The following is a 23,931-nucleotide window of genomic DNA, read 5'->3' as shown; positions in this document are numbered from 1 at the left end:
CAAGTCAGGCGACAGCCGTAATGGCGGTGGCCTCAGCCGCCGGCCAGCTTGACCTTGAAGCCGCGCGACTCCAGCTCGCGCTTGATCACCTCGCGATGATCGCCCTGGATCTCGATTACGCCATCCTTGACCGCGCCGCCGGTGCCGCAGCGCTTTTTCAACGTCTTGGCCAGCGCACCCAGCTCGTCGCCACCCAGCGGCACGCCCTGGATCGTGGTCACGCCCTTGCCTTTGCGGCCGCTGGTCTCGCGGCGGATACGCACGACACCGTCGAGCGCCGCGATCCGCTCGGCTTCCTCGCGATCGCGACATTGGCACTCGGCCACGGGCTGACGACACTCGGGGCAAGTCTCGCCATGCTCGGTGGAGTAGACCAGACCGCGTAGCTGATCCTGAATCGAGGGCATGGGAACTCCGGAAAACGTGAAAGCCGCATGATAACGCAGCGATCAGCCCGAAAACGAGCCATCCGAAACGGTCGCGGCCCGAGCGATTGGCGCGGGCCGCGATGGGCTCTACCGCATTCAGACGTCGTGTGAATCGTCTGTGCGGATCGAGAGCCGGCTTCAAGTCTGGAAAAGGCGACTAGTAATTTCCGACGGCAAGCGACGGTATCAGCCTATCGATCACGGCCGGCAGTTCGCGCATATCGTTGATGCCGATGGCGCCGGCAGGCGTGGGTTCATGATCGGCGAAGCGATTGATATGGACGACCCGCATGCCCGCTGCCAGCGCGGCACGCACACCGACCTGAGCATCGTCGATCACGATGCAATCGGCGGGGGCGAAGCCCATGTCGCGCCCGGCGTGTAGGAACAGGCCCGGGGCCGGTTTCCAGCTGCCCACGGTATAGGCGCTGTAGATATGGTCGCCGAAGAAGCCGCGCAGGCCGGTGCTATCGAGCGCTCGACGGATCTTGGCTTCGGGGCCGTTGGAGGCGACGCAGCGGGGCAGCGAGCCCAGAGCATCGAGAGCTTCGGGCACCCCGGCGATCGGTTCGAGCTCATCCAGCATGCGCTCGTGCATCTCCTGGCGCATCGCCGTCTCGATACGCTGACGAACGGGCTCGTCGAGTTGCCCATGCAGACGCTCCAGATGGGAGACGATGCTGGCAAATCGCGCGCCGCGAAAGTCGGTCATGTAGTCGTTGGCCTTGAAGGGCAGGCCGGCCTGATTCAGATATTTCGCCATGACTTCGGCGAGCAGAGGTTCACTGTCGACCAGAGTACCGTCGCAGTCGAATAGCAGGCAGAGGGGATCGGGCATGATGGGTCGCCTCGAGGGCGCTGTCGGTGGATAAGAACGCGGGCCGCCGATGAAGCGGTCTACCGCTGAGTAGCTCCAGTTCTGTCATTATCGGCACCGTAATCGAAAGGTAAAGGATTACGGAACACTGTTTTCAATCTATCTTGCAACTTTAGTCGCCTCGCTCGGTATTGACAAGCCAGAGTGAGAAGCTCCCCAGAAATTGCACACTTTTTGAGCGACTGGCCTGATTTCGCGTCAGGGCCGAAAGTCTGAGGCAGATTGAGAATCTGCTCGCGAAGGCGGTTAGTGGGCCGATGACTACCAGCATCCCACTGAAGACCGGCGTCATGACGAGAACCTGATCGAGATCGTCTGGCTCGCGCAAAGCCGGGTGTGCCAGTTACCGGGCGGGTTACTTGGGGTGGGAAAGATCTGGTGTGAGGGCGATACCAGTGCGAGACGGGCGACAAGTTGCCGCCCACCCGTTTGGCTACCTGCTACCTACTTCGTCTGGCATTCCACGTTGGCCTTGGCAGAATCGCCACAGTCATCCGTTTCTCCCCAGTGAGAGATCATGTAGATGCAACCCGCCAAACCCAGTACTACGATCACGATGGCTATTTTCATCACGTCCCCTTAGTGGCCATGGAAAAGACTCGATCAGCATAGCTCGAGTTCGCCGGAAGCCACTCGATAACTTGCCGCTCGGAGATACTATTCCTGAATCAGGAAGCCCGCGCTTCATGCTCGATCAATGGCGAAGTGCCGCTTTCGGGAATAGAAAGGGCGCCTCAATTCAGTTTGTCGCCCCAGGCTTCCTCGTTGACCGGACTGAGCGGGCGCTTGCCATCCAGCGCCAGCATCATGTTGTCCACGGCACGCTGCGCCATGGCGGTACGGGTCTCATGCGTTGCCGAACCGATATGCGGCAAGGCCACCACGTTGGGCATCCTGGGTAGCGGCGAATCGGACTGCAGCGGTTCCTGCTCGAACACATCGAGGCCGGCGCCGCGAATCTGGCCGCTCTCGAGCGCCTGAATCATGGCTTGCTCATCGACCACCTGCCCGCGGGAAATATTGATGAAAATGGCGCTCTCCTTCATCAACTCGAATTCGCGGGCGCCGATCAACTGGCGGGTTTCCGGGGTCAGCGGCACGATGGCGCAGACGAAGTCGGACTGTTGCAGCAGTTCGTCCAGCTCGCAGCGGCGGGCGCCCAGCTCCGCTTCCAGGTCCGGTTTGGGCGAGGCCTTGGCATAGAGGATCTTCATGCCGAAACCCAGCGCGCCGCGGCGGGCGATGGCCTGGCCGATACGCCCGAACCCGACCATGCCGAGCGTCTTGCCGTGCACGTCGCTGCCGAACTGTTCAGGGCCGATGCTCGACTTCCAGTCGCCACGTCTGACGTAGTCGGCCAGCTCCACCACCCGCCGGGCGCTCGCCATGATCAGCGAAAAACCGGTGTCGGCAGTGGTCTCGGTGAGTACGTCCGGCGTGTTGCAGAGCAGAATGCCGCGGGTCGTCAGCTCATCCACCGAGTAATTGTCCACGCCTACCGAGATGCTGGCGATCGCTTCAAGATTGGGGGCGGCATCGAGCAGTTCCGGCGTCATGGTGACGCCTGCGCCGATCAGGCCGTGGGCCTGGCTCAGGGCTTCGCGAAACGCCGGATCGTCGGGTGACTCGAGCTTGTCGAAGTAGTCGACATGAAATTGGCTGCGTAGCTGATCGAGCTGATGGTCGTTGAGGCGACGATACGCCAGGATGCGCTTGCTCATGAAAGACTCTCCGGCTGAAGATCGTAATACCGCCGACGATGGCGCATCGCCAGCAAGGTAGGGGACGCACGAGCTTACCGACAAACCCGGCCTCCTGAGGCAATGATTCGACGAAAGTCTAGCGAAATACCCGACCCACCCCCGAGGCGCGAGGCGGTTTCGAGTCCAGGCCGCAATCGCTCAGGTCACAAGAGTGCAGGCTGCAAGAGAGTGAAGGCCGCAAGAAAGCACGGGCTCAGGCGTGCGCACGCCCGGGCCGCTTGAGCCGCTGGCGGAATTTCGGCAGCTGTCGGGCAATGGGCGGCAGGCGCAGAATCATCAGCAGGGCGCCGACGGCGGCATAGAGGCTCCACTGCTCCAGATCGGCACGGACCACCCACAGGAAGTGCAGCAGACCCAGACCGAGCACCAGATAGACGATCTTGTGGAGCGTCTTCCATCTCTTGCCCAGCTTGCGCATCGACCATTTATTGGATGTCACGCCCATGATGATCAGCCCGGTGAGCGCCAGCATGCCGACGATAATGTAGGGGCGACGAACGATCTCGCTGCCCAGCCGGGACAGATCCAGCCCCAGAATGAAGACGGCATAGCAGAACAGGTGCAGCAACGCATAGGCCAGCGTCCACAGGCCGAGCTGACGGCGGATCAGGTTGAAACCCTTCCAGCGCGTCAGCTTGGTCAGCGGGGTCAGGCTGAGCGTCAACAGCAGCATCCATAAAATGCCCTGGCCGATATTGAGCAACAGGTATTTGCCAGGTTCCGGCCCGGCGGCGTTGATCGCGACCTGCGAGCTCCACCAGGCCAGCGGCACCAGCGCAGCGATGGACACCGCGATGCGCCAGAGCGTCAGCGTATAGCGCGGCATCGACATTAAAAGTTCTTCCTCAGATCCATGCCCTGATAGAGGCTCGCGACCTCGTCGGCGTAGCCGTTGAACATTCGCGTATCGATGATGTTGGGATTGAACAGGCTGTTGGGCAGCCGGCGCTCGGTGGCCTGGCTCCAGCGCGGGTGGTCGACCTCGGGATTGACGTTGGCATAGAAGCCGTATTCGTCCGGGGCGATCGCCTGCCACGAGTTGACCGGCTGCTCTTCGACCAGCGAGATGCGCACGATCGACTTGATGCTCTTGAAGCCGTATTTCCACGGCACGATCAGCCGGAACGGAGCGCCGTTCTGGTTGGGCAGCTCGCGGCCGTACATGCCGAGCCCGAGAATCGCCAGCGGGTGCATCGCCTCGTCCATGCGCAGGCCTTCGGTGTAGGGCCAGTCGATCAGCGCGAACGACGAGTCCTGCCCCGGCATCTGATCCGGTGCGACCAGCGTCTCGAACTTGACGTACTTGGCCTTCGAGGTTGGCTCGGCGCGCTTGATGACGTCTCCCAGCGGAATGCCCAGCCATGGAATCACCATCGACCAGGCCTCGACGCAGCGCAGCCGATAGATGCGCTCCTGCAGGCGCGACGGTTTGGCGATATCCTCGAGGTCGAATCGCCCGCCATTGTTGACCTCGCCGTCGATCACCACGCTCCACGGCTGGGTCTTGAGCGAGTCGGCATTGCGCGCCGGGTCGCTCTTGCCGGTGCCGAATTCGTAGAAGTTGTTGTAGTGGGTGGCGTCATCGAACGGCGTCAGCTTGTCCAGCTGACGATCGGCGGGAACCACGCTGTCCCACTCGGCCTCTTTGAGCTTGGCGTCGAACCAGCCCGGCGGATTGCCTGCCGGTACGTCCTGATAGTCCGACGCGGCGGCCTGGGCTCGCCCGGCCAGCGCCAGGCTAATACCCAGGCCCGCACCGACGCCGACCACGCCGCCCATGAAGCGACGGCGCGAGAAATAGACCGGCTCCGGGGTGACGTCCGATTCGCGCAGATCGCTGGGTTTGGCAATCTTGATCAACATGATGAGTCTCCAACCGCCTGTAGTGGCATGTCGTGGATACGCTGGCAGCGCGCGGCTGGATGCGTATTGCTCCGGCCGGTGCGTGCCGAGGCTTGCTATCTGAAGCCCGTATGACGCTCAGTCTAGGTGATCTATTCCCTCGCCCTGTCAAAAAATCCGGGTCGCGCTCAGATCACGCCCAGCCACCGCCACCAGACGAAGTCCAACGGCCAAAGCAGCACGATGGTGATCAGCGCCAGCGGCAACGTGATCCGCATGGCCTGGCGGATGCTCACGCCGGAGGTGATCAAGCCGATGATCAGCGGTGGCGACTGATAGGGAAACACCACGGTCGAGAAGCCGATGACCTGGGACATCACCACGGCCGACGGCGACCATCCGGTGACATCGGCCAGCTGTGGCGCCAGCGGCGTCATCACGGCGGGGACGCCGGGCAGCGTGACCAGCATGCCCAGCACCGTGGCGATCACCGAGAGCCAGGCGAAGTTGCCGGCGGGCGCATCCGGCGATAGCGGCAGCACGTCGAGCAGCCGGCCGGCGATCGCCTCGCCCAATCCGCTCTCATGCGCCAGCGCGCCCAGGCTGACGATGCCGGCCACGTAGATGAATGGCTCGAGATTCATCTGCTGCAATGGCCGGGCCGGCAGCAGGCCGCTGCCGGGGAACAGGCAAGCCAACGCCACCACCATGCCGATCCAGGCCGGCGAGATGCCGTGCCAGGCATCGGTCATCCACATCAGCACAGCGAAAGCCAGCAGTGCGCCCATCATGGCGCCACCGCGGCCAAGCTTCGAGGGCGGCTCCGTCGAGAACGGCGATGGCGCCGCAGCGCGGAACTGCCACAGGATCAATCCCATGATCAGCACCCACTTGAGCAGCCCCAGAATCGGAAAGTGCAACAGCAGATATTCGCCATAGCTGGGCGAGAAGCCGAGCACGGCTTCGCTGGCGCCCATCAACACGTTGTTGGGCACGTTGGCCGGCAGGATCGTGAAGGTGGGCAAGAAGCTCGACATGATGCCGCTGAGCAGCACGCCGGTACGTCCGGGATTGTCGGCGGCGTAGCCGAACCGATCGGCCAGCGTCAGCAGGATCGGCACCAGCAGCACGATCCGGCCCATCGCCGACGGCATGAAGAACGAGGCGATCAACCCCAGCAGGCCTACGCCGACGACCGCCTGTGGATAACCTGACGCGAGATGAGGCCCGACTCTGGCGGCAACGCGCTCGCCCAGGCCGGTGTAATTGATCGCGGCGCCGATCACCATGCCCGAGAACACCAGCCAGGTCGCCGCCGATTCGAAGCCGGCGAACGCCGTCGACGCCGGCGCGACCTTGGCCACGGTACACAGGGTGAAGAAGATCAGCGCGGTCAGCCACTGTGGCAACCAGCCCGTGGCCCACAGGCCGATGCAGAGCACCACGACGATACCGGCCTGCAGCACCGAGCCGTCGGCGCTACCCAGCAACAGCCAGCCGAGAGCGCCCAGCAAGGCCAGCAGTGAAACCCGATGGCGCCAGGGAAGAGCGGTAAGCGAAAATGACATCGCGACGAATCCAGAGACGAGCGAGACGGGAGTATACCAGCGAGTGATCCAGCCGCTGGTCCATCTCTTTCGGCGTCAGCGCTGCAAGCTCAGTAAGGTAATGGTAATCAGAATGATCGCCATGCCCGTCAGCTGCAGCGGAGCGAGCGTCTGCCCCAGCACGACGAAGCCGAACAGAGATGCCGTGACAGGCTCCACCATGGCGACCATCGAAGCCGCCGAGGGCGAAGTTCGTCTCAGCCCGGGCAAGTAGAGGTAAAAGGAGATACCCGCGCCGAACAGTCCCAATAACAGGAAACCATAGGCATCGTCGGTAAACGGCACTTTCTGCATCTGTCGGAAGTCGACAAACGCCAGCAACAGTAGCGTCAGTACCAGGAAGGCGATCGACAGCACCGCCTGAGCCGGCCCCTGGGCCCTGGCGTAGCGAAAGCCGAAGATGAACAGTGCATAGGACAGCCCCGAGAGCAGGCCGCAGGCGATGCCCCAGACCGAAACTTGGCCCGTGCCGCTGCGCAGGATATCGGTCAGCAGCACGATACCGACCATCACTGCGGCGATCGAGGCCCATTTCTTCCCTGTCGGTTTTTCCAGCCCACAGGCGAAGGACACCAGAAAAACGAACAGCGGTGCGGTGTACATCAAGGTGGCGGCAATCGCCACGTTGGCGTTCGAGATGCTCAGGAAGTAGAAGGTGAAGTTGCCGGCCACGCCAAGGCCCGCGACCACCGACCAGGCGACGAGTCGCCAGCCGAAACGCAGGTTGCGCAATGGATGGACGACGAACCAGGCCAGCATGCAGACCAGGCCGATCGCGCCGCGGTAGAACGATATCAGGTAAGGGTCCCAACCTTGCTGCATTAACAGACTCGCCAGGCCGCCGGATATCCCCCAGAACATCGCTGCCAACGTGATAAAGAGCGTTCCCTTCAGTGATCCTGACATAACGCAGCGGCCTCCCCGGCCAAGATCGGTATCTGTCGTTGTCGTTCCAGGCCATCCGGACCCGACCAACGACCGTGCGGTCAGCGTAGATGATGTATCGACGTATCGAATGCATGGCCTCGTTATCGTTTTCTTCTAGGCTAAAGACTCGGGCGAATAGTGCGATGGCGCGCATCGAAAGGGAGGGACGTGTGTGAAACCGATGACGAAGACTTCGATGGCGACGCTGTGCCTGAGCGGCGAGATGATGAACAAGCTCGAGGCGATCGCACGAGCCGGGTTCGAGGGCGTGGAGATATTCGTCGACGATCTGCAGGCGAGTGGCTTGTCGCCGCGAGCCGTGGGCGATCGCTGCCGCGAGCTAGGCCTGACCGTGGTGGCGCTACAACCGTTTCGTGACGCCGAGGCGCTGCCGTCAGGCCTGCACCGAAAAATGCTCGACGACGCCAACCGTCAGTTCGATACGCTGGCCGATCTCGGTGGGAGCTTTCTGCTTGCCTGCAGCACCACGCGGGAGGACGCCTCGAGCGAATCTGAGCGCGCCGCCGAGACCTTGAACGATCTGGCGATGCTGGCCGCCGAGCGGGAGATGCGCGTGGGCTATGAAGCGCTGGCGTGGGGGCGCCACGTCTTCGATTATCGCGATGCCTGGCAGATCGTTCAGCAGGCCGATCATCCCGCGCTCTCCCTCGTGCTGGACAGCTATCACATCCTCGCTCGTGAGCTCGAACTGGAAACCCTCGCCACCATCCCCGGTGACAGGATCGGTCTGGTACAGCTCGCCGATTCGCCCCTGCCGCGGGGGCAGGATCTGCAATCGCTGAGCCGGCATCGGCGGGCGTTTCCCGGCGACGGCGAATTACCCCTCGAACGCTTTCTGACGGCGCTCGATCAGACTGGATATCAGGGGCCGCTGTCGCTTGAGATCTTCAGCGATGCACTCGCCGTCATGCCAACGGGAATGGCCGCGCTTCAGGGCAAGCACGCGCTGGAGTCGTTGCGGACATCGAAAAAATAGAAAAATGGACAAACGGAAGAACACAGAAACTGGCGCGCTCTACATCAACCACAGATGGCTGAGCCAGATTCCCAATGCCAGTGTCAGCGCCGACAGTATCGTTGCCATTACCATCGCCGCCGTGCCCAGCTCGCCGAATCCGTAGCGCTGGCCGAGCAGCGGATACATGGAGAGCATCGGGGCGCAGGCAAAGATGATGGCGGCGGTGGCGAACACCGGATCGAGCCCGGGGATCAGCAGTACCATCAGCAGTATGCAGAGCGGGTGCAGGGAGAGCTTGGCGAGCGCGATCCGGGTCACACGCTTGACCATGCCACGCACGCGCAGACCGCACAGCGTGCCGCCGATGACGAACAGTGCCACCGGCGAGGATGAAGCGGCGAGCATTTCCAGCACCCGGGCAATCGGGGCCGGTGGATGCAGCTCCAGCGCGGCGAGCAGTGTGCCCACGGCGATGGCGATGATCAGCGGATGGCGCAGGATGCGTAGCGCCACCGGTTTCGCTGTCTTCCACACGCCGCCCTGGGCCTGGCGGCCGAGCTCGGCGAGTATCAGCGCCGTCGGAATCACCAGTAGATTCTCGATCAGCATGTTGAGCGCCAAGGCAATGCCTGCCGTGGGGCCGACCACCAGCACCGCCACCGGATAGCCGATGAAGCCGCTGTTGGAGGCCGACGTGCCGAGCGCATACATCGCCCGTCGCTCCAGCGGTGCATTGCCGCGCAGCGTTACCATGCTGAAGGTGATGGCAAAGGCGAGCCCTGAACCCAGTCCGTAGACCAGCAGGTAGGGCACGTTGAAGACCTCGCCCAGCGGGCGCTGGAGCAGTGCCTGGATCACCAGTGCAGGCAGGGCGATATTGATCACGTATCGCCCCATCCCCTGGATATGGGCCTTGTCGACGACACGTTTGAGCACGGCCAGATAGCCGATGCCCAGCAGGATGAAGATGGGAACGATGGCGCCGAAGATGGTATTCACGAAGCTCGGATCACTGCGAATTAGACTTATGCCTAATAGCATGAGCCCCGGACGGGCCTCCGGCAAGTGGATTCACTCGCACGGTGCCCGTCATCCGCGATCAGCCATCCGCCATCGGCGATTAGCGTAGTCCCTTGCTCAGCGCTGCCAGCCGATGACCTCGATCGCGCGCTGGCGATGCGCTTCCGTTACCTGACTGACCAGACTTCCACCGACGCACAGCACCAGATTCAGCAACAGCCCCCACAGACCGCTGTAGACGCCCAGCGGGCGCAAGCCAGCGAAGGTAAAGGCGGCGGCCAGTACGGTGCCGGCGAGCATGCCAATGAACACCGCCTGGGTATTGAGCCGGCTCCAGTAGAGGCCGAGAATCAACGCCGGCGCGGTCTGGATCAACACCTCGAACTTGAGCACGAAGATCTGATACAGCGTGCCCGGCGGATACCAGGCGATCAGCACCAGCACGATGACTGCGGCGACCCCGACCAGCTTGCCCACCAGGATCTTGCGTGATTCCTCGGCGTTCGGCGCGATGTAACGTCCGTAAAGATCGTTGGAGATGATCGAGGAAAACGTCAGCAGCACCGAATCGGCGGTCGACACGATCGCGGCGATCACGCCACCGAACAGCAGCACCATCGCCCAGTAGAAGAAGGCGTTCTGGTTGGCGAGCGCGTTGGCCATCATTCCCACCAGCTGTTCGGATTCTGCGGTGGTCAGATCGGGGAAAGCGGAGATGCCGATGATCCCGACCATGAATACCACCCCGGCAGTCAGAAACGGCATATAGGCCATGCGAATGAAAGAGCGCTTGAGCGTGCGCTCGCTGCGTGCCGCGAAAATTCTCTGGAAAGCGTGCGGATAGATCGCCGCGCCGATGCCCACCAGCACCAGCAGGCAGAACCAGGTGGTGAGGCTTCCTCCGGTCGGCGCGCCGAGTTTCTGCGGGGCCTCGGCGATCATCGTCTCGGCCGCCGTGGGCAGCCCGCCCAGATAGATCAGCGAGCCGATCAGCAGGGTGAGCACGCCGAACAGCAGGGCGATGCCCTGGATCGTGTCGGTGTAGGCCACCGAGCGCATGCCGCCCAGCCAGCTGTAGGCGACCATGATCACGATGAAGAACACCACGCCGACCTGATAGGGAATCGTGCCGCCGGTCAGACCGGAGACGCCCTGGCCGATGGCGACGAACTGTTCGAGCAGATAGTTGCCCAGCCCGTAAAGCATCAGGATCGCGGCCAGGATCGTGACCTTTTTCGAGCGGAAGCGCAGATCGATCCAGTCAACCGGCGTCAGCAGGTTGAATCGTCGGCCCAGCGCATAGAGCCTGGGCGCGAACAGCAGATAGACCATGATGATCATGATGAAGAACGGCACCGAGACCAGATACTGGTAGCCGAGCCGGTAGGCCGTCGGGGGATAGCCGACCACGGTATTGCCGCTGTACTGGGTGGCGAAAAAGGTGAAGAACAGCACCATGACGCCGAGGCCGCGTCCGCCCAGATAGTACTCATCGAGACTCTCGCGAACGCCACGATTGCGCAGGAAGGCATAGATGCCAACGGCCAGCATCAGACCGCCGTAAAGCGCCAGCACCAGAATGCCGGACCATCCACCGAAGGCCAGTTCCACTTCCATCGTCACAGCTCCTCGTCTTCGTCGGCACCGGTTTCCCACTGGGTCATCACTACCCAGGTAATGAAGATCGACAAGGCAAGCGAGGCCAGCAGGATGATCAGCGCCCAGTAGGGAACGCCGAAGACCAGCGGCGACCAGGAACCGGCGGGGAAATACCAGGGATTGATCAGGGCAAAAAGGACGACGAAGCCGATCCAGACCAGCGGTTTCCTGACCGGCTCACTGATTCTTTTCTTCATGGAGGTACCTCGGTAGCGTGCGCGATGGCAGGACGAATTCGGCGCAATAGACCGAAAAATGCCACAGGCGGCGAGCGAGGAGACTATAGCCATCCGTGGCGACGGATGGCCATTATCGTTTGGCAAAGCGGGGCTTCGTCTATGGCGAAGATGTGCGACATTGGTCGCAAATAATGTCGTTTGAAAAGATCGTGCTGCCCGAGCAACGAACGATCGGATCGATCGCCGTACCGCTATCGTCTTCTCAGCATCCAGGCGGCGCCCACGGCAGAAATCAGGCAGCCGGCGGCCAGATAGATCGCGACGGGAGTCCAGCTGCCGTCATAGAGATCGACCAGGGCGGCGGCAATGAACGGGGTAAAGCCGCCGCCGATCACGCTGGCGACCTGATAGCCGACCCCGGCACCGCTGTAACGGTAGGCGGTGCCGAACAGCTCGGCGAAAATCGGCTGCTGTACGCTGACCACCATGTCGTGGGCAAGGTTGGCGAGCGCCACGGCGAAGATCACGATCCACAGGATCGAACCGGCCTGCAGCGCCATGAAGAACGGGAAGGCTGCCAGCACGCCGACGATGGCGCCGGTGATGTAGACGCGCCGACGCCCCAGCGTATCCGCCAGGAACGCGAACAACGGGATGGTGACGCAGCTGATCGCGCCGACCAGCAGCCCGATATGCAGAAACAGATCCCGCGACAGATCGAGATAGCCGGTGGAGTAGCTCAGCGCGAAAGTGGTCACGATGTACATCGTGAACAGTTCGGCCAGGCGCATGGCGATGATGGTTCCGAAGGCGCCGGGATGGCGTTTGAGCGCCTCGATGATCGGTGGCCTGGCCGGCTTCTGGTCATTGCGTTCGACCGCTTCGACGAACTCCGGTGACTCCTCCAGGCTGGAACGGATCTTCAGCGCCACCAGCACCAGCACCACGCTGAACAGAAACGGCAGGCGCCAGCCCCAGGCCGTGAAGTCGGCATCGCTCAGCCAGTAGCTGAGTAGCGAAATGCTGCCGGTGGCCAGAATCAGGCCCACGCCGTAACCCACCTGCACGCCGCTGGAGTAGAACGCGCGTCGGCCTTTGGGTGCACTTTCCACGGCCATCAACGCTGCGCCGCCCCATTCGCCGCCGACGGCAAACCCCTGGATCGCCCGCAGCGTCACCAGCAGAATCGGCGCCCACACGCCGATCTGGGCATAGGTCGGCAGCAGGCCGATCAGCGCCGTCGCGCCGCCCATCAGAATGACCGTCAGGATCAGCATGCGCTTGCGACCCAGTCGATCGCCGTAATGACCGAAGACCAGCCCGCCCAGCGGGCGAAACAGAAAGCCGACGCCGAAGGTCGCCAGCGCCGCCAGCGTGCCGGCCGCCGGGCTGACATTGGGAAAGAACTGCGAATTGAAGACTAGCGCGGCGACGATGCCGTAGAGCAGGAAGTCGTACCAGTCGACCACGGCACCCACGAAGCTGCCGATGGCGGCGCGTCGGGCCTGGCTTGTCGAGTGGGCTGGGGTGGTGGTCGTTGCGTCTACGCTCATCCGGAACTCTCGGTCGTCGGTGTCTTTATATCGAGGCGTGTCGACAGGGTGTGGCATCGACACGTTGGCGGCGCCGTATCTTACGTCATTGAATGAAGAGACACAGGTTCAAACCTGAACCGTAATGCCCGCGTGCTCGTTAGCTTCCCTTCCGACGTCTTTGATGCCGACATCTCTTATTCCGACATCTCTGATTCCGCCAGCTTTCATTCCGACAGGATCTGAATCTCCCGATCCCAGCGGCGTAGGAACGCCTGCCGGCGCAGCGGATCGACGAAGGCGAGCAGCGTGGCATTGATCGGAATCGGGTAGAGATGATCGCCGACCTGATCGCGCAGCCGCTGGGCGGTGTAGGGGCCGATCACGTCGTCGCGGACGCTGAACAGCGGAGTCTGGCCGGCCAGGATATGCTGGCCGCGCCGGCTGAGCAGAAAGCGGACGAAACGCTTGGCCGCCGCCGGATGTGGCGCGTCGCGATGGATGAATGCCATGCGCATCAGCACCAGTGAGTAGTCGTTGGGGACCTGGACGATGATGTCGGGATGGGTCTGGGCCCAGAGCAGTGCATAGGAGCCCAGCAGGTTGTAGCCGAGCCAGTAGCGGCCGTCGCTGAGCCCTTCAAGCATGCGCTGGGTGGTGGTTTCGAGCTGCACGTCGGCGGCGCCCATGGCGGCGATCAGATCCCACATTCGCGGCGTGTAGCGGGCGTCCTGTTGAAGCAGGGTGTAGCCGACCCCGCTGTCGCGCGGCGAATAGCTGACCACGCGGCCGTCGAGCCACTGGCGATAGTGGGTCAGCAGATCGAGCAGGTCGCGGTGGGTCTCCGGCGGCGGCATGTGCGAGGCCAGTTCGAGGCGATAGGCCATCACCACGGGTTCGAATGTGAAGCCGAAGACTTCGTTGCGCCATTTCGCCCAGGCAGGCCATTGATCGACCTCCGGCGCCTCTAGCGGCTGGGCGATGCCTTCGTTGCTCAGCGCCAGTTGCCACGGCATCGCCGAGCTGATCACCACGTCCGGCGGCGAATCGTGATCCCGGGCGCGCTGGTCGACCTCCAGTGTCGAGCGGTCGCGATAGTCGAGATCGATCTGCGGATTCTCGACGGCGAAGGCGGCCAGCACCGGTTCGACGATCTGACGATCCAGCGCGGCTTCGATGAGCAGCTTTTCGTCCGCCTGGGCTATGTCAACGCCGCCGACAACGAGCCATAGCCACAGGCATGAACCCAGGCCAACGTGAAGGCGTCTGTTCATGTCACGCTCCCCTCGGGTGGCCGACAGCGCGGCAATGTCAGAGAAACCTTGAGTCCTCGAGGCTCGCGGTTGGTGACCGTCAACCGGCTGCCATGGCGTAACCCGATGGAATCGGCGATGGCCAGGCCGAGCCCGGAGCCGCGGGTATCCTGGCGTCTTCCGCGCTCGAAAGGCTGAGTCAGACGGGCGAGTGATTCGGTATCGACGCCGGGACCATCGTCCTCGATGGCCAGCGTCACCCGCTTGGCGGCGCCGTTGGGGTCATCATCTTCATCGTTGCCAAGTCTCAGCGTGATTTCGCTGCCGGGCGGCGTATAGCGACAGGCGTTGTCGATCAGGTTGTTGAGCAGTTCGTGCAGCGCCCAGCGTTCTCCTTCGACCCAGATCGGTGTGGGCAGGTCGATGGCCAGCCCGAGGTCATGCTCGCGGCTGTCCTGACGATCGGCCCAGTCGACGGCGACTTCCCGCAGCAGTTGATCCAGTGCCAGCGGTTCACGCTCGTGCCCGGGGCCCAGATGTTGCAGTCGGGTCAGGCTCAGCATCTGGCCGGCCAGGCGGCTGGTGCGCTCGGCGCTGTCGTGGACGGTATTCAACGCCTGATACCAGCTGTCCGGGTCACGGCTGGTCAGCGCCAGCTCACTGGTGCTCTGGAGTCCGGCGAGCGGCGTCCTGAGCTGATGCGAGGCGTCGGCGATGAAGCGCAGCAGGGCATCGCGCTGATCGCGCTGATCGGCGAATAGCCGGTTGAGGGTTTCGACCAGCTCCTGCATCTCGCGGGGCACGCCGAGGGTCAACGGGCTGATGTCATCGGCGCGCCGACTGCGCAGCGCCTGACGGAGACGACGCAGCGGCGCCAGCATGGTGCGCATGGCGATGGCCACCAGCGCCGCGGTGATCAGCACCATCGCGGCGAAGCGGGTGGCACTCTTGCGAAACAGCTCCTGCGCCAGCAGGTCGCGGCCGCGCCGGGTATGACCCACCCACAGCTGCACCGGCTCCTGGGTGTCCCAGCCGGCGGAATCCACCTCGCGGCCACTGAGACGGATCGGCCGGCCATCGTAGACGGCATCGAGATAGACCGGCTGATGACGGGCCTGCTCCTGCATGGCGGCGGTGATGGGCAGATCGGCGTTCTGTGTAATCGAGACCCCGTTATCCGCCTGCAGCCAGTAGAACACCCGCTCCTGCCAGCGGGTGGCGAGGATCTGCAGCGCCGACGCCGGCATTTCCAGGGTCGGCTTTCCTTCCGGCCACTGCAGCGACTCGGCGATGGTCAGGCTGGCGGCCTCCAGTTGGCCGTCCATTGCGCGATCCGCCGCCTTGCGGGCGCTGGTGTAGGCCTCGATCAGCAACAGCGTGCCGAGGCCGGCGATGATCACGATCAGCCAGAGCGTCAGACGTCGCTTGAGCGAGGTGCGCGGTGAAATCACTCGCGCCGCGCCTCGTCGAACGTCTCCCGAGAGGCTTCGAGCCGATAGCCCAGCCCGCGCAGCGTGCGGATCGACAGGCCGGACCCCGCTAGACGCTTGCGCAGCCGGCTGACGTAGACGTCCAGAGCATTGGCGCCCACCGCGTCGAAGCCGAATAGCCGGTTTTCCAGCGCCTCGCGCTGAACGATTCGTCCGGCATTGAGCATCAGCGCTTCCAGCAGGCTGAATTCCCGCCTTGGCAGGTCCAGCGAAGTGTCGTTCAACCAGGCGCTGGCCGAGCGGGTATCCAGCACCAGCGCACCGAAACGCACGCTGTTATCGAGCCGCTGCTGGCTGCGACGCAGCAGGGCGCGAACCCGCGCTTCCAGCTCGGTGATCGAGAACGGCTTGGCAAGATAGTCGTCGGCGCCGAGGTCCAGCCCGCGCACGCGATCCTCGAGGGCGTCCCGTGCCGTCAAGATCATCACCGGCGTGGGGTCGGCATGGGCACGTAACCATTCGAGCACGCCGAGACCGCTGCCATCCGGCAGGCCCAGGTCGAGCAGGACCAGATCGAAGCGACCCTGGCGCAGCGCCTGGATGGCATCGTCGACGCGAGCCAGGGCATCGACGGTGTAGCCGTGGCGGGTCATCGCCTGGGTCAGCGAGCGCGACAGCAGCGGGTCATCCTCGATAACGAGCAGGTGCATGGCGGTGTCTCGGCGTCATCGAGCTCTTGTCGTATGCGACTAATGTCCTGTGCGACTAATGTCTTATACGACAAAGGTTTAGATGACAGGTTGATGAAAGGTTAGCGCTCTAGCATCGCGCTGTCGGTAGGCAAAGCCGGCCCGAGTCCGGTGCCCGCCATGAGCTTTGCGAGCATAACAACCCAGGTAGGAGACGCACAGCATGCCAAACTCTCGAATCATTACTCGCTGGCTGGTCGCCGTCGTGACCGGCGGCGCGCTGCTGGCCGGCGCCGTCCAGGCCCAGGCCAAGCCCCCCGAATGTATCGCACCGGCCAAGCCGGGCGGCGGTTACGATCTGACCTGTCGTCTGGCGGCCAATGGCCTGCAGGAGGCCAAGCTAATCGACGAGCCGATGATGGTCAGCTACATGCCCGGCGGGATCGGTGCCGTGGCCTATAACCATTTGACCGGCGTGCGCGACGACGATCCCAACCTGATCGTGGCCGCCAGCACCGGCGCCGCACTCAATCTGGCGCTGGGCAAGTTCGGCCAGCAGCACAAGGTCGACGACGTACGCTGGCTGGGCGCGCTGGGTGTCGACTACGGCGCCGTGGTGGTGCGCAAGGATGCGCCGTGGAACAACCTCGACGAGCTGATGAAGGCGATGAAGAAGGATCCCTCCAGCGTGGTGATCGGCGCCGGCGGCACGATCGGTAGCCAGGACTGGATGAAGGCAGCGCTGATGGCCAAGGCCGACGATGTCGATCCGCGCAAGCTGCGTTACGTCTCCTTCGAGGGCGGCGGTGAGGCGCTGGCGGCACTGCTGGGCGAGCACATTCAGGTCTTCACCGGCGATCTGGCCGAGCTCAAGCCGCAGCTCGACAGCGGCGAGATCCGCATCCTGGCGGCGCTTTCCGAAGAGCGCATGGGCGGACCCTACGCCGATATCCCTACCGCCAAGGAGCAGGGTTACGACGTCGAATGGCCGATCTGGCGTGGTTACTACATGGGCCCCAATGTCAGCGATGAAGCCTATCAGCAGTGGGCCGACCGCCTGCGCGAGCTGAACGAGACCGAGAGCTTCAAGAAGCTGCGCGAAGGTCGCGGACTGTTCCCGATGTCCAAGTTCGGTGACGACTTCCACCAGTACGTCAAGCAACAGGTCGCTGACTTCGAGCAGCTCGCCAAGGAAGTGGGTCTGACCCAATGAAACTCGCCGCCGACCGAATCCTGAGTTTGCTGTTGCTCGGTCTGGCGGCGTTCGTCGCCGTCCAGGCCTGGCAGCTGCAGGTGCCTTTCAGCTACGACCCGCTGGGGCCCAAGGCCGTCCCGCTGATGTTGGCGGGGCTGCTGGCGATTCTGGCCGTCGTGCTGTTCGTTCGCCCCGGCGCCAGTGGTGAATGGCCGACCGGTGCGCTGCTGCTGCGCCTCGTGTTCACCATGGCGGTGCTGGGCTTCTACGCGGCGCTGTTCATCAATCTAGGCTTTTTGGTGACGACGGCGCTGGTCAGCATCGTCATCGCCTGGCTGTTCGGGGCGACGCCGGTGAAGGCGGTCGTCGGCGGTCTGCTGCTGGCGTTGGGCAGTTACCTGCTATTTACCTACGGACTGGGAATCTCGCTGCCGACCGGTAGCTGGATCGAGCCGCTGCTGGGGAGCGACTGAATGTTCGATTTTCTGATCCAGGGCTTCGGTGTCGCCCTGACGCCTCTCAATTTGGGGCTGGCATTCCTGGGCGCGCTGCTGGGGACGCTGTTCGGCGCGCTGCCGGGCATCGGGCCGATCAACGGCATCGCCATTCTGATGCCGCTGGCCTACACGCTGGGCCTGCCGGCCGAATCTGCGCTCATCCTGCTGGCCGGTATCTACACCGGTTCCGAGTACGGCGGGCGGATGTCGAGCATCCTGCTCAACGTGCCCGGTGATGCCGGCGCGGTGATGACGACGCTGGACGGCCACCCGCTGGCCAAGAAGGGCCTGGCCGGGCCGGCGCTGGGTCTGTCGGCGGTCAGCTCGTTCATCGGTGCCACAGTGGCGATCGTCGGTTTGACCCTGTTCGCGCCGCTGCTGGCGGTCGTCGCGGTCAAGTTCGGGCCTGCCGAATTCTTCGCGCTGATGATCTTCGCCTTCGCCTCGATGTCCGCGATGATGGGCAAGGATCCGCTCAAGACCCTGATCGGTGCGGTGCTCGGCGTGCTGATCTCCACCGTCGGCGTCGACTCCGGCACCGGCGTGCTGCGCTTCACCTTCGACATGCCCGAGCTCTACGACGGCATCGATTTCGTGGTGATGATCATCGGCCTGTTCGCGGTCAGCGAGATTCTACTGATGCTCGAGCACGCCTTCCGCCATGACCAGGACGGCGAAATGGCGCCGATCGGCCGAGTCATGGTCAAGATGAGCGAAGTGATGTACTGCAAGTGGGCGATCCTGCGTTCCAGCGTGATCGGCTTCGTCATCGGCGTGCTGCCGGGCACCGGCGCCTCGGTCGCCAGCGCCGTGGCCTACACCACCGAAAAGCGCATCAGTGACCGCGACAATACGTTCGGCACCGGGGACATGCGCGGGCTGGCCGCGCCGGAAGCCGCCAACAACGCCTCCGCCGCCGGCTCTTTCGTGCCGATGCTGACCCTGGGCATTCCCGGCTCCGGCACCACCGCGATCCTATTGGGCGCGCTGATGCTCTACAACATCAATCCCGGCCCGATGATGTTCCGCGAACAACCGGTGGTGGTGGGCGGCCTGATCGCTTCGCTCTATATCGGCAACGTTATGCTGCTGCTGTTGAACCTGCCGCTGGCCGGCGTGTTCGCCCGCGTGTTGCAGGTGCCGCGCTGGATTCTGGTACCCAGCGTGGCGATCCTCGCTTTCGTCGGCGTCTATCAGCTGCATTCCGATCTGATGGCGATCTACCTGATGCTGGTCATCGGCGTATTCGGGTATCTACTGCGCAAGTTCGGCTTCTCGCTGGCACCGGTGGTGCTCGGCTTCGTGCTCGGCGGGCTGATGGAAGAGAACCTTCGCCGGGCGCTGTCGATCAGCGGTGGCGATGTCGCCATCCTGTTCCAGTCCGGCCTTTCTATCGGGCTATGGATCGCCGCGGCGTTGGTGGTATTGGTGCCGATGTTCGCGGGTAAGCTCAAGGCGAAGTTTCTGCCGGCCAAGGCCACCTGATACCGACACCCAGGATAGTGCTGCAAGTATTCGACGGCCCCGCTCTGGCGGGGCCGTCGTCGTTGAATAGGAGGCATTGCCGTCGGATAGCGCCTTCAAAAGTCGATGTCACGAGATTCATGACCGCGCTGGCGCCGACTCCGGCTATAGTCCGAATAGCCCGATATGCGGCGATGCTGATCACTAGGAGCAACCGATGAGCGATGACAGGTCTGCGGTAATCGAAGCGCTGGCACCGTACGGGCGACTGCGTGTCGCCATCAACTACGGCAATATCGTACTCGCGCAGCGCGGCGAGGACGGCGAGCCTTCCGGCGTCTCGGTGGCGCTGGCACGAGCGCTGGCATCGGAGCTCGACGTGGCGATCGAGTTCGCCACCTTCGAGGGTGCGGGCGACGTGTTCGCGGCGATCGATGACGACGCCTGGCGAATCGGCTTTCTCGCCCGTGATCCGGTGCGCGCCGAGAAAATCCACTTCACAGCTCCTTACGTGATCATCGAAGGCACCTACTTGGTGTCGGAAGCCGCGCCGTTTCAGGCAGTCGAAGAGCTGGACCAGGATGGCATTCGGATCGCGGTGGGCAAAGGGGCGGCCTACGACCTCTACCTGACACGTGCGCTGAAGCACGCAAGTCTGGTTCGCGCGGCGACCTCCGCCGCGGCGATCGAGCTGTTCGTCGAGAGCCAACTGGATGCCGCCGCCGGTGTGCGTCAGCCACTCGCGGTCTATGCCGCGTCGAATCCCGGTTATCGTGTTCTGCCGGGTCGCTTCACCGCCATCGAGCAGTGCATGGCGGTGCCCAAGGCGCAGGCTTCGGACGCCGTCATCCGCTACGTCGAGGATTTTCTCGCTCGCATGAAGCAGCAGGGGGTAGTGAAGCACGCATTGGCGGAAAGCGGTCAGGACGAGACGCAGGCGGCGGATTGACTCGCAAACATTGCAGAGATCGAATATTTAGCCCACAACGTTAACGTTCCGATTTTTTTCTGCTATTTTTGCGCCGCGGGATGATCGTGAACCGGAATCCGGCGCCTCGAGCGCAGGTCATTCGGTTCGGCGCGAGTCTCGCCAAGGAGAGGTGGCAGAGTGGTCGAATGCACCGCACTCGAAATGCGGCATACCTTCGCGGGTATCGAGGGTTCAAATCCCTCCCTCTCCGCCACGAATGATGAATCAGCCGGCCCCATGGGGCCGGCTTTTTCGTTGATGGACGACCCGCAATGGAGGCGTTCAGCCGCTTGCTCTCGCCGGCAGCACTTCCAGGACCGCGGCGGCAATCACCAGAACGGCACCGACAATCTGGATTGGCGCCAGCGGTTCGTCAGCCAGCAGCGCCGCGGAGAAGACGCCAACCAGCACCTCGCTCATCATCAGGATACCGAGGCGCGCCGGCGACAGATACCTCGCTGCCCATACCAGAATCGCCAAAGATGCTGACCACCACAGGCCGGCGGCGGCCAGGATCCAGGCGATAACCTGCCACCCGTTCTCCGCTGGCGGGAGTCCGGGCCAGGCCGAGAGGAACGGCGCCAGTAGTGCCGCGGCGACCAGGGCGCCGACGGCGAACAGGAAACTGCCTTCCCCGGGGCCGAGCGTGTTATGGGAACGCATGCCGCTGGAGGCAATTGCCCACAGCAGGCCGGAAGCCAGCCCCAGCCAGTCGCCGATGCCATGGGGCAGCGGCGAACCGTTGGCGCCGAGCACCAGTCCCAGCCCGGCTACACCGACAATGATGACCGCGATACGCCGTCCGGTCAGCGGCCAGCGCCACCACAGCCGTTCGATCAGCGTGCTCCAGATCGGCGTCAGGTAGAACAGCAGAATGACCACGGCGACCTGGCCGTGAACCAGGCCGACGGAATAGAGCATGAAGGCTGCGCCGCCCAGGGTGACCGAGGCGATCCCCAGCCCGGATGAGCGGGCGAGACGGCGGCGCTGGGCAATGGCCCAGGGAGAGAGCAACACGCACGCCGTGGCGGCGATGATCAACGACCCCCAGACGCCCCCGAGCTGGAGCGCTTCGAGCCGGCGAATGGGGAACCAGTAGAAGCCCCAGAGGGCGCCGGCCAGCAGAATGCCCAATGCCGGCCACGCCGAAGAGACGTGGCCGACACGATCGGGATTCGGGGACCGGGGTGACGCCGCGCCTCCCTTGACACGCGGGCTCCTTGAACGTGAACGCAAGCCGTTGGCCTGATCAGCCAGCGGCTTTGTCCGATCCCGCTTTCTCCAGTGCCGCTACGGCGGGCAGGGTCTTGCCCTCGACATATTCGAGGAAGGCGCCGCCGCCGGTGGAGATGTAGGAAACCTGATCGGCGATGCCGTACTTGTCGATCGCGGCCAGGGTGTCGCCGCCGCCGGCGATGGAGAATCCCGGGCTTGCGGCAATCGCCTTCGACAGCACTTCGGTGCCCTTGCCGAACTGATCGATCTCGAACACGCCGACCGGGCCGTTCCACAGGATCGTGCCGGCATTTTCCAGCAGGCTGGCCAGATGCTTGGCGGTGTCCGGGCCGATATCCAGGATCATCTCGTCGTCGCCGACCTGATCCACCGGCTTGACGGTCGCCGTGGCGGATTCGGAAAACTCGGTGGCGACGACGACGTCGGTGGGTAGCGGAATCTTGACCTTGGCCATCAGCTCCTTGGCCTTGTCGACCAGATCCGCCTCATAGAGCGATTTGCCCACGCCGTAACCGGCCGCGGCGATGAAGGTGTTGGCAATGCCGCCACCGACGATCAACTGATCGCATTTCTCCGACAGCGAATAGAGCACGTCGAGCTTGGTCGACACCTTGGAGCCACCGACGATGGCGGCCATCGGGCGCTTGGGTGCGCTGAGCGCCTTTTCCAGGGCGTCGAGTTCGTTGGCCAGCAGCGGCCCGGCGCAGGACTGTGGCGCGAACCGGATCACGCCATGGGTGGAAGCCTGGGCGCGGTGGGCGGTACCGAAGGCGTCCATCACGTAGATATCGCAGAGCGCCGCATAGGCCTTGGCCAGCGCTTCGTCGTCCTTCTTCTCGCCCTTGTTGTAGCGCACGTTCTCGAGCAGCACGACCTCGCCTTCGGCGATCTCGACCTTGCCATCGAGATAGTCCTTCTCCAGCCGTACCGGTTTGCCCAGCAGGTCGGAGAGATGCTCGGCCACCGGGGCGAGGGTGAACTCGTCTGCCGGCTCGCCTTCGGTCGGCCGCCCCAGGTGGCTCATCAGCATGACGCTGGCGCCGGCATCGAGCGCGGCCTGGATGGTCGGCAGGCAGGCGCGGATACGGGCGTCGCTGGTGACCTTGCCGCCCTTGACGGGCACGTTGAGGTCCTCACGGATCAGGACGCGTTTTCCGGAGAGATCCAGTTCAGACATCTTGAGTACGGTCATGAAATCCTTTCCTTACGCTGAAGAGAAGTGACGGGTTCGGAGACGGAAGATGACAGTCCGAGCCAGTGGTGAGCGACGTCGAGCATCCGGTTGGCGAAGCCCCATTCGTTGTCGAACCAGCAAAGCAGCTTGAGCAGGCGGCCACCGGCCACGCGTGTCTGAGTGGCATCCACGATACCCGAGCGCGGATCGTGGTTGAAGTCGACCGAGGCCATCGGCTCGTAGGTTACGCCGAGCAGGCCCAGATAGCGTTCGCGGCTGGCGGCGGCCAGGCAGGCGTTGACCGCGGCGGCATCGGTTTCGCGCTCCAGCGAGATCGACAGATCCATGGCCGAGACGTTGATGGTCGGCACGCGGACGTGGAGACATTCGAAACGCCCGGCCAGATGCGGCATCAGCCGGCCGATACCGCGGGCCAGGCCGGAATCCACCGGAATGATCGAGTGCATGGCCGAACGGGTCAGGCGCAGGTCGCTATTGTGGTAGGCGTCGATCACCGGCTGATCGTTCATGGCCGAGTGGATGGTCGTGGTGACGCCATGGGAGACGCCGAAACTGGCTTCCAGCACGTTGAGAATCGGCACCAGACAGTTGGTGGTGCACGACGCCGCCGAGACAATGCGCATGTCGCTGGCGATCTCATCCTGATTGACGCCATAGACGATCGTGGCATCGACGTCGGCTTCCGCCGGCTGGGAAAACAGTAGCCGTGGCGCGCCGGCCTGAAGGTGGCGCTCGGCGCTGGCGCGATCCTTGAAACTGCCGGAACACTCCAGCAGCAGATCGATGCCGAGCTCGTCCCACGGTAGCGCTTCCGGTTCGGCAGCGCTGAGCACGCGGATGGCGCGGCCATTGACGATCAGGCAGCCATCTCGCGCTTCGACACGGCCGGGGAAGCGTCCGTGAGTCGTGTCGTAGCGAGTCAGATAGGCGATCGTCTCGAGATCGGAGAGTTCGTTGATGGCAACGATCTCCAGCGGCAGATCGGGGCGTTCGATCAGCGCACGCAGCACGCTCTGGCCGATGCGGCCGTAGCCGTTGATGGCGACGCGATAGGTCATGGGCGATCGGGTAACCCAACGTTGAGGACGGTGTCGAGGTCGACCATCTTAGCGCATCCGTTCCCGATGAGCCGAGGATGAGGCGGATGTCAGCCTAAAGCACTGGACGAAACGGGGGCTGCCTCGTAGCT

The 23,931-nt window shown here is 63.5% G+C and carries 22 protein-coding genes and 1 tRNA gene; 6 read left to right on the top strand and 17 right to left on the bottom strand.

Annotated features, from left to right (window positions below; genetic code table 11):
- Window positions 1-32 precede the first annotated feature (32 nt).
- From DOM58_RS11655 to DOM58_RS11625, 7 genes are all read right to left on the bottom strand, one after another.
- On the bottom strand, window positions 33-407 hold the full coding sequence (locus tag DOM58_RS11655; RefSeq protein WP_075560655.1) for a translation initiation factor Sui1: 375 nt from the start codon (window positions 405-407) through the stop codon (window positions 33-35).
- 178 nt (window positions 408-585) lie between these two features.
- Window positions 586-1,266, bottom strand: coding sequence for an HAD family hydrolase (locus DOM58_RS11650; RefSeq protein WP_110693000.1), 681 nt, complete (start codon window positions 1,264-1,266; stop codon window positions 586-588).
- A 773-nt stretch (window positions 1,267-2,039) separates the two neighbouring features.
- Complete coding sequence (locus DOM58_RS11645; RefSeq protein WP_110692999.1) at window positions 2,040-3,026, bottom strand: 2-hydroxyacid dehydrogenase; 987 nt, start codon at window positions 3,024-3,026, stop codon at window positions 2,040-2,042.
- 235 nt (window positions 3,027-3,261) lie between these two features.
- On the bottom strand, window positions 3,262-3,900 hold the full coding sequence (gene msrQ, locus DOM58_RS11640) for a protein-methionine-sulfoxide reductase heme-binding subunit MsrQ (RefSeq protein WP_110692998.1): 639 nt from the start codon (window positions 3,898-3,900) through the stop codon (window positions 3,262-3,264).
- A complete protein-coding gene (gene msrP, locus DOM58_RS11635) occupies window positions 3,900-4,931 on the bottom strand; it encodes a protein-methionine-sulfoxide reductase catalytic subunit MsrP (RefSeq protein WP_110692997.1) in 1,032 nt (343 codons plus the stop codon). The genes msrQ and msrP overlap by 1 nt, the downstream gene beginning before the upstream one ends.
- Window positions 4,932-5,098: 167 nt before the next feature.
- Entirely contained in the window at window positions 5,099-6,478 is a 1,380-nt protein-coding gene (locus DOM58_RS11630) for an SLC13 family permease (protein ID WP_110692996.1), read from the bottom strand.
- Between the two features lie 75 nt (window positions 6,479-6,553).
- Window positions 6,554-7,423 (bottom strand): DMT family transporter, encoded by an 870-nt coding sequence (locus tag DOM58_RS11625; RefSeq protein WP_110692995.1) that lies wholly within the window; start codon window positions 7,421-7,423, stop codon window positions 6,554-6,556.
- 202 nt (window positions 7,424-7,625) lie between these two features.
- Between DOM58_RS11625 and DOM58_RS11620 the strand changes: the two genes are divergently transcribed.
- A complete protein-coding gene (locus DOM58_RS11620) occupies window positions 7,626-8,441 on the top strand; it encodes a sugar phosphate isomerase/epimerase family protein (protein WP_157957533.1) in 816 nt (271 codons plus the stop codon).
- A gap of 39 nt (window positions 8,442-8,480) precedes the next feature.
- On the opposite strand, the gene DOM58_RS11615 is transcribed toward DOM58_RS11620, so the two are convergent.
- From DOM58_RS11615 to DOM58_RS11585, 7 genes are all read right to left on the bottom strand, one after another.
- The gene (locus DOM58_RS11615) at window positions 8,481-9,422 is read right to left on the bottom strand and encodes an AEC family transporter (RefSeq protein WP_245392250.1); all 942 of its coding nucleotides are present in this window, start codon (window positions 9,420-9,422) and stop codon (window positions 8,481-8,483) included.
- A 138-nt stretch (window positions 9,423-9,560) separates the two neighbouring features.
- A complete protein-coding gene (locus DOM58_RS11610; protein WP_110692992.1) occupies window positions 9,561-11,060 on the bottom strand; it encodes a sodium:solute symporter family protein in 1,500 nt (499 codons plus the stop codon).
- A gap of 2 nt (window positions 11,061-11,062) precedes the next feature.
- Window positions 11,063-11,299 carry a hypothetical protein gene (locus DOM58_RS11605; protein WP_110692991.1) on the bottom strand — a complete coding sequence of 79 codons (237 nt, stop codon included), beginning with the start codon at window positions 11,297-11,299 and terminating at the stop codon, window positions 11,063-11,065.
- Window positions 11,300-11,532: 233 nt separating this feature from the next.
- Complete coding sequence (shiA, locus tag DOM58_RS11600; RefSeq protein WP_110692990.1) at window positions 11,533-12,834, bottom strand: shikimate transporter; 1,302 nt, start codon at window positions 12,832-12,834, stop codon at window positions 11,533-11,535.
- 206 nt (window positions 12,835-13,040) lie between these two features.
- The gene (locus tag DOM58_RS11595; RefSeq protein WP_110644037.1) at window positions 13,041-14,087 is read right to left on the bottom strand and encodes an ABC transporter substrate-binding protein; all 1,047 of its coding nucleotides are present in this window, start codon (window positions 14,085-14,087) and stop codon (window positions 13,041-13,043) included.
- Entirely contained in the window at window positions 14,084-15,517 is a 1,434-nt protein-coding gene (locus DOM58_RS11590) for a sensor histidine kinase (RefSeq protein ID WP_110692989.1), read from the bottom strand. Before DOM58_RS11590 ends, DOM58_RS11595 begins: the two co-directional genes overlap by 4 nt.
- Entirely contained in the window at window positions 15,514-16,206 is a 693-nt protein-coding gene (locus tag DOM58_RS11585) for a response regulator (RefSeq protein ID WP_110692988.1), read from the bottom strand. Before DOM58_RS11585 ends, DOM58_RS11590 begins: the two co-directional genes overlap by 4 nt.
- A 202-nt stretch (window positions 16,207-16,408) precedes the next feature.
- Between DOM58_RS11585 and DOM58_RS11580 the strand changes: the two genes are divergently transcribed.
- The 5 genes from DOM58_RS11580 (at window position 16,409) to DOM58_RS11560 (ending at window position 20,525) form a co-directional block, all read left to right on the top strand.
- The gene (locus DOM58_RS11580; RefSeq protein ID WP_110692987.1) at window positions 16,409-17,398 is read left to right on the top strand and encodes a Bug family tripartite tricarboxylate transporter substrate binding protein; all 990 of its coding nucleotides are present in this window, start codon (window positions 16,409-16,411) and stop codon (window positions 17,396-17,398) included.
- Window positions 17,395-17,853 carry a tripartite tricarboxylate transporter TctB family protein gene (locus tag DOM58_RS11575; RefSeq protein ID WP_075560671.1) on the top strand — a complete coding sequence of 153 codons (459 nt, stop codon included), beginning with the start codon at window positions 17,395-17,397 and terminating at the stop codon, window positions 17,851-17,853. The genes DOM58_RS11580 and DOM58_RS11575 overlap by 4 nt, the downstream gene beginning before the upstream one ends.
- The gene (locus DOM58_RS11570; RefSeq protein WP_110692986.1) at window positions 17,854-19,362 is read left to right on the top strand and encodes a tripartite tricarboxylate transporter permease; all 1,509 of its coding nucleotides are present in this window, start codon (window positions 17,854-17,856) and stop codon (window positions 19,360-19,362) included.
- 196 nt (window positions 19,363-19,558) lie between these two features.
- Window positions 19,559-20,290, top strand: coding sequence for a transporter substrate-binding domain-containing protein (locus DOM58_RS11565; protein ID WP_110692985.1), 732 nt, complete (start codon window positions 19,559-19,561; stop codon window positions 20,288-20,290).
- A gap of 145 nt (window positions 20,291-20,435) precedes the next feature.
- Window positions 20,436-20,525 (top strand) — tRNA-Ser (locus DOM58_RS11560).
- Window positions 20,526-20,593: 68 nt separating this feature from the next.
- On the opposite strand, the gene DOM58_RS11555 is transcribed toward DOM58_RS11560, so the two are convergent.
- From DOM58_RS11555 to DOM58_RS11545, 3 genes are read right to left on the bottom strand one after another with little or no spacing between them, the layout of a single operon-like run.
- On the bottom strand, window positions 20,594-21,547 hold the full coding sequence (locus tag DOM58_RS11555; protein ID WP_110692984.1) for a DMT family transporter: 954 nt from the start codon (window positions 21,545-21,547) through the stop codon (window positions 20,594-20,596).
- 13 nt (window positions 21,548-21,560) lie between these two features.
- Window positions 21,561-22,739 carry a phosphoglycerate kinase gene (locus DOM58_RS11550; protein ID WP_110692983.1) on the bottom strand — a complete coding sequence of 393 codons (1,179 nt, stop codon included), beginning with the start codon at window positions 22,737-22,739 and terminating at the stop codon, window positions 21,561-21,563.
- On the bottom strand, window positions 22,736-23,800 hold the full coding sequence (locus tag DOM58_RS11545) for a type I glyceraldehyde-3-phosphate dehydrogenase (RefSeq protein WP_110692982.1): 1,065 nt from the start codon (window positions 23,798-23,800) through the stop codon (window positions 22,736-22,738). The genes DOM58_RS11550 and DOM58_RS11545 overlap by 4 nt, the downstream gene beginning before the upstream one ends.
- Window positions 23,801-23,931: the final 131 nt, after the last annotated feature.

It is taken from the genome of Salinicola halophyticus (assembly GCF_003206695.1).
GTDB classification, from domain to species: Bacteria; Pseudomonadota; Gammaproteobacteria; order Pseudomonadales; family Halomonadaceae; genus Salinicola; species Salinicola halophyticus.
This window is presented reverse-complemented; position numbering and strand designations above follow the sequence as displayed.

What these genes read in the sequence shown, in the direction of transcription:
- msrQ (WP_110692998.1), bottom strand. Translation starts at nt 3,900, where the DNA reads ATGTCGATGCCGCGCTATACGCTGACGCTCTGGCGCATCGCGGTGTCC.
- DOM58_RS11620 (WP_157957533.1), top strand. Translation starts at nt 7,626, where the DNA reads ATGACGAAGACTTCGATGGCGACGCTGTGCCTGAGCGGCGAGATGATG.
- shiA (WP_110692990.1), bottom strand. Translation starts at nt 12,834, where the DNA reads ATGAGCGTAGACGCAACGACCACCACCCCAGCCCACTCGACAAGCCAG.
- DOM58_RS11605 (WP_110692991.1), bottom strand. Translation starts at nt 11,299, where the DNA reads ATGAAGAAAAGAATCAGTGAGCCGGTCAGGAAACCGCTGGTCTGGATC.
- msrP (WP_110692997.1), bottom strand. Translation starts at nt 4,931, where the DNA reads ATGTTGATCAAGATTGCCAAACCCAGCGATCTGCGCGAATCGGACGTC.
- DOM58_RS11630 (WP_110692996.1), bottom strand. Translation starts at nt 6,478, where the DNA reads ATGTCATTTTCGCTTACCGCTCTTCCCTGGCGCCATCGGGTTTCACTG.
- DOM58_RS11550 (WP_110692983.1), bottom strand. Translation starts at nt 22,739, where the DNA reads ATGACCGTACTCAAGATGTCTGAACTGGATCTCTCCGGAAAACGCGTC.
- DOM58_RS11580 (WP_110692987.1), top strand. Translation starts at nt 16,409, where the DNA reads ATGCCAAACTCTCGAATCATTACTCGCTGGCTGGTCGCCGTCGTGACC.
- DOM58_RS11585 (WP_110692988.1), bottom strand. Translation starts at nt 16,206, where the DNA reads ATGCACCTGCTCGTTATCGAGGATGACCCGCTGCTGTCGCGCTCGCTG.
- DOM58_RS11575 (WP_075560671.1), top strand. Translation starts at nt 17,395, where the DNA reads ATGAAACTCGCCGCCGACCGAATCCTGAGTTTGCTGTTGCTCGGTCTG.
- DOM58_RS11595 (WP_110644037.1), bottom strand. Translation starts at nt 14,087, where the DNA reads ATGAACAGACGCCTTCACGTTGGCCTGGGTTCATGCCTGTGGCTATGG.
- DOM58_RS11625 (WP_110692995.1), bottom strand. Translation starts at nt 7,423, where the DNA reads ATGTCAGGATCACTGAAGGGAACGCTCTTTATCACGTTGGCAGCGATG.
- DOM58_RS11610 (WP_110692992.1), bottom strand. Translation starts at nt 11,060, where the DNA reads ATGGAAGTGGAACTGGCCTTCGGTGGATGGTCCGGCATTCTGGTGCTG.
- DOM58_RS11655 (WP_075560655.1), bottom strand. Translation starts at nt 407, where the DNA reads ATGCCCTCGATTCAGGATCAGCTACGCGGTCTGGTCTACTCCACCGAG.
- DOM58_RS11565 (WP_110692985.1), top strand. Translation starts at nt 19,559, where the DNA reads ATGAGCGATGACAGGTCTGCGGTAATCGAAGCGCTGGCACCGTACGGG.
- DOM58_RS11570 (WP_110692986.1), top strand. Translation starts at nt 17,854, where the DNA reads ATGTTCGATTTTCTGATCCAGGGCTTCGGTGTCGCCCTGACGCCTCTC.
- DOM58_RS11650 (WP_110693000.1), bottom strand. Translation starts at nt 1,266, where the DNA reads ATGCCCGATCCCCTCTGCCTGCTATTCGACTGCGACGGTACTCTGGTC.
- DOM58_RS11545 (WP_110692982.1), bottom strand. Translation starts at nt 23,800, where the DNA reads ATGACCTATCGCGTCGCCATCAACGGCTACGGCCGCATCGGCCAGAGC.
- DOM58_RS11645 (WP_110692999.1), bottom strand. Translation starts at nt 3,026, where the DNA reads ATGAGCAAGCGCATCCTGGCGTATCGTCGCCTCAACGACCATCAGCTC.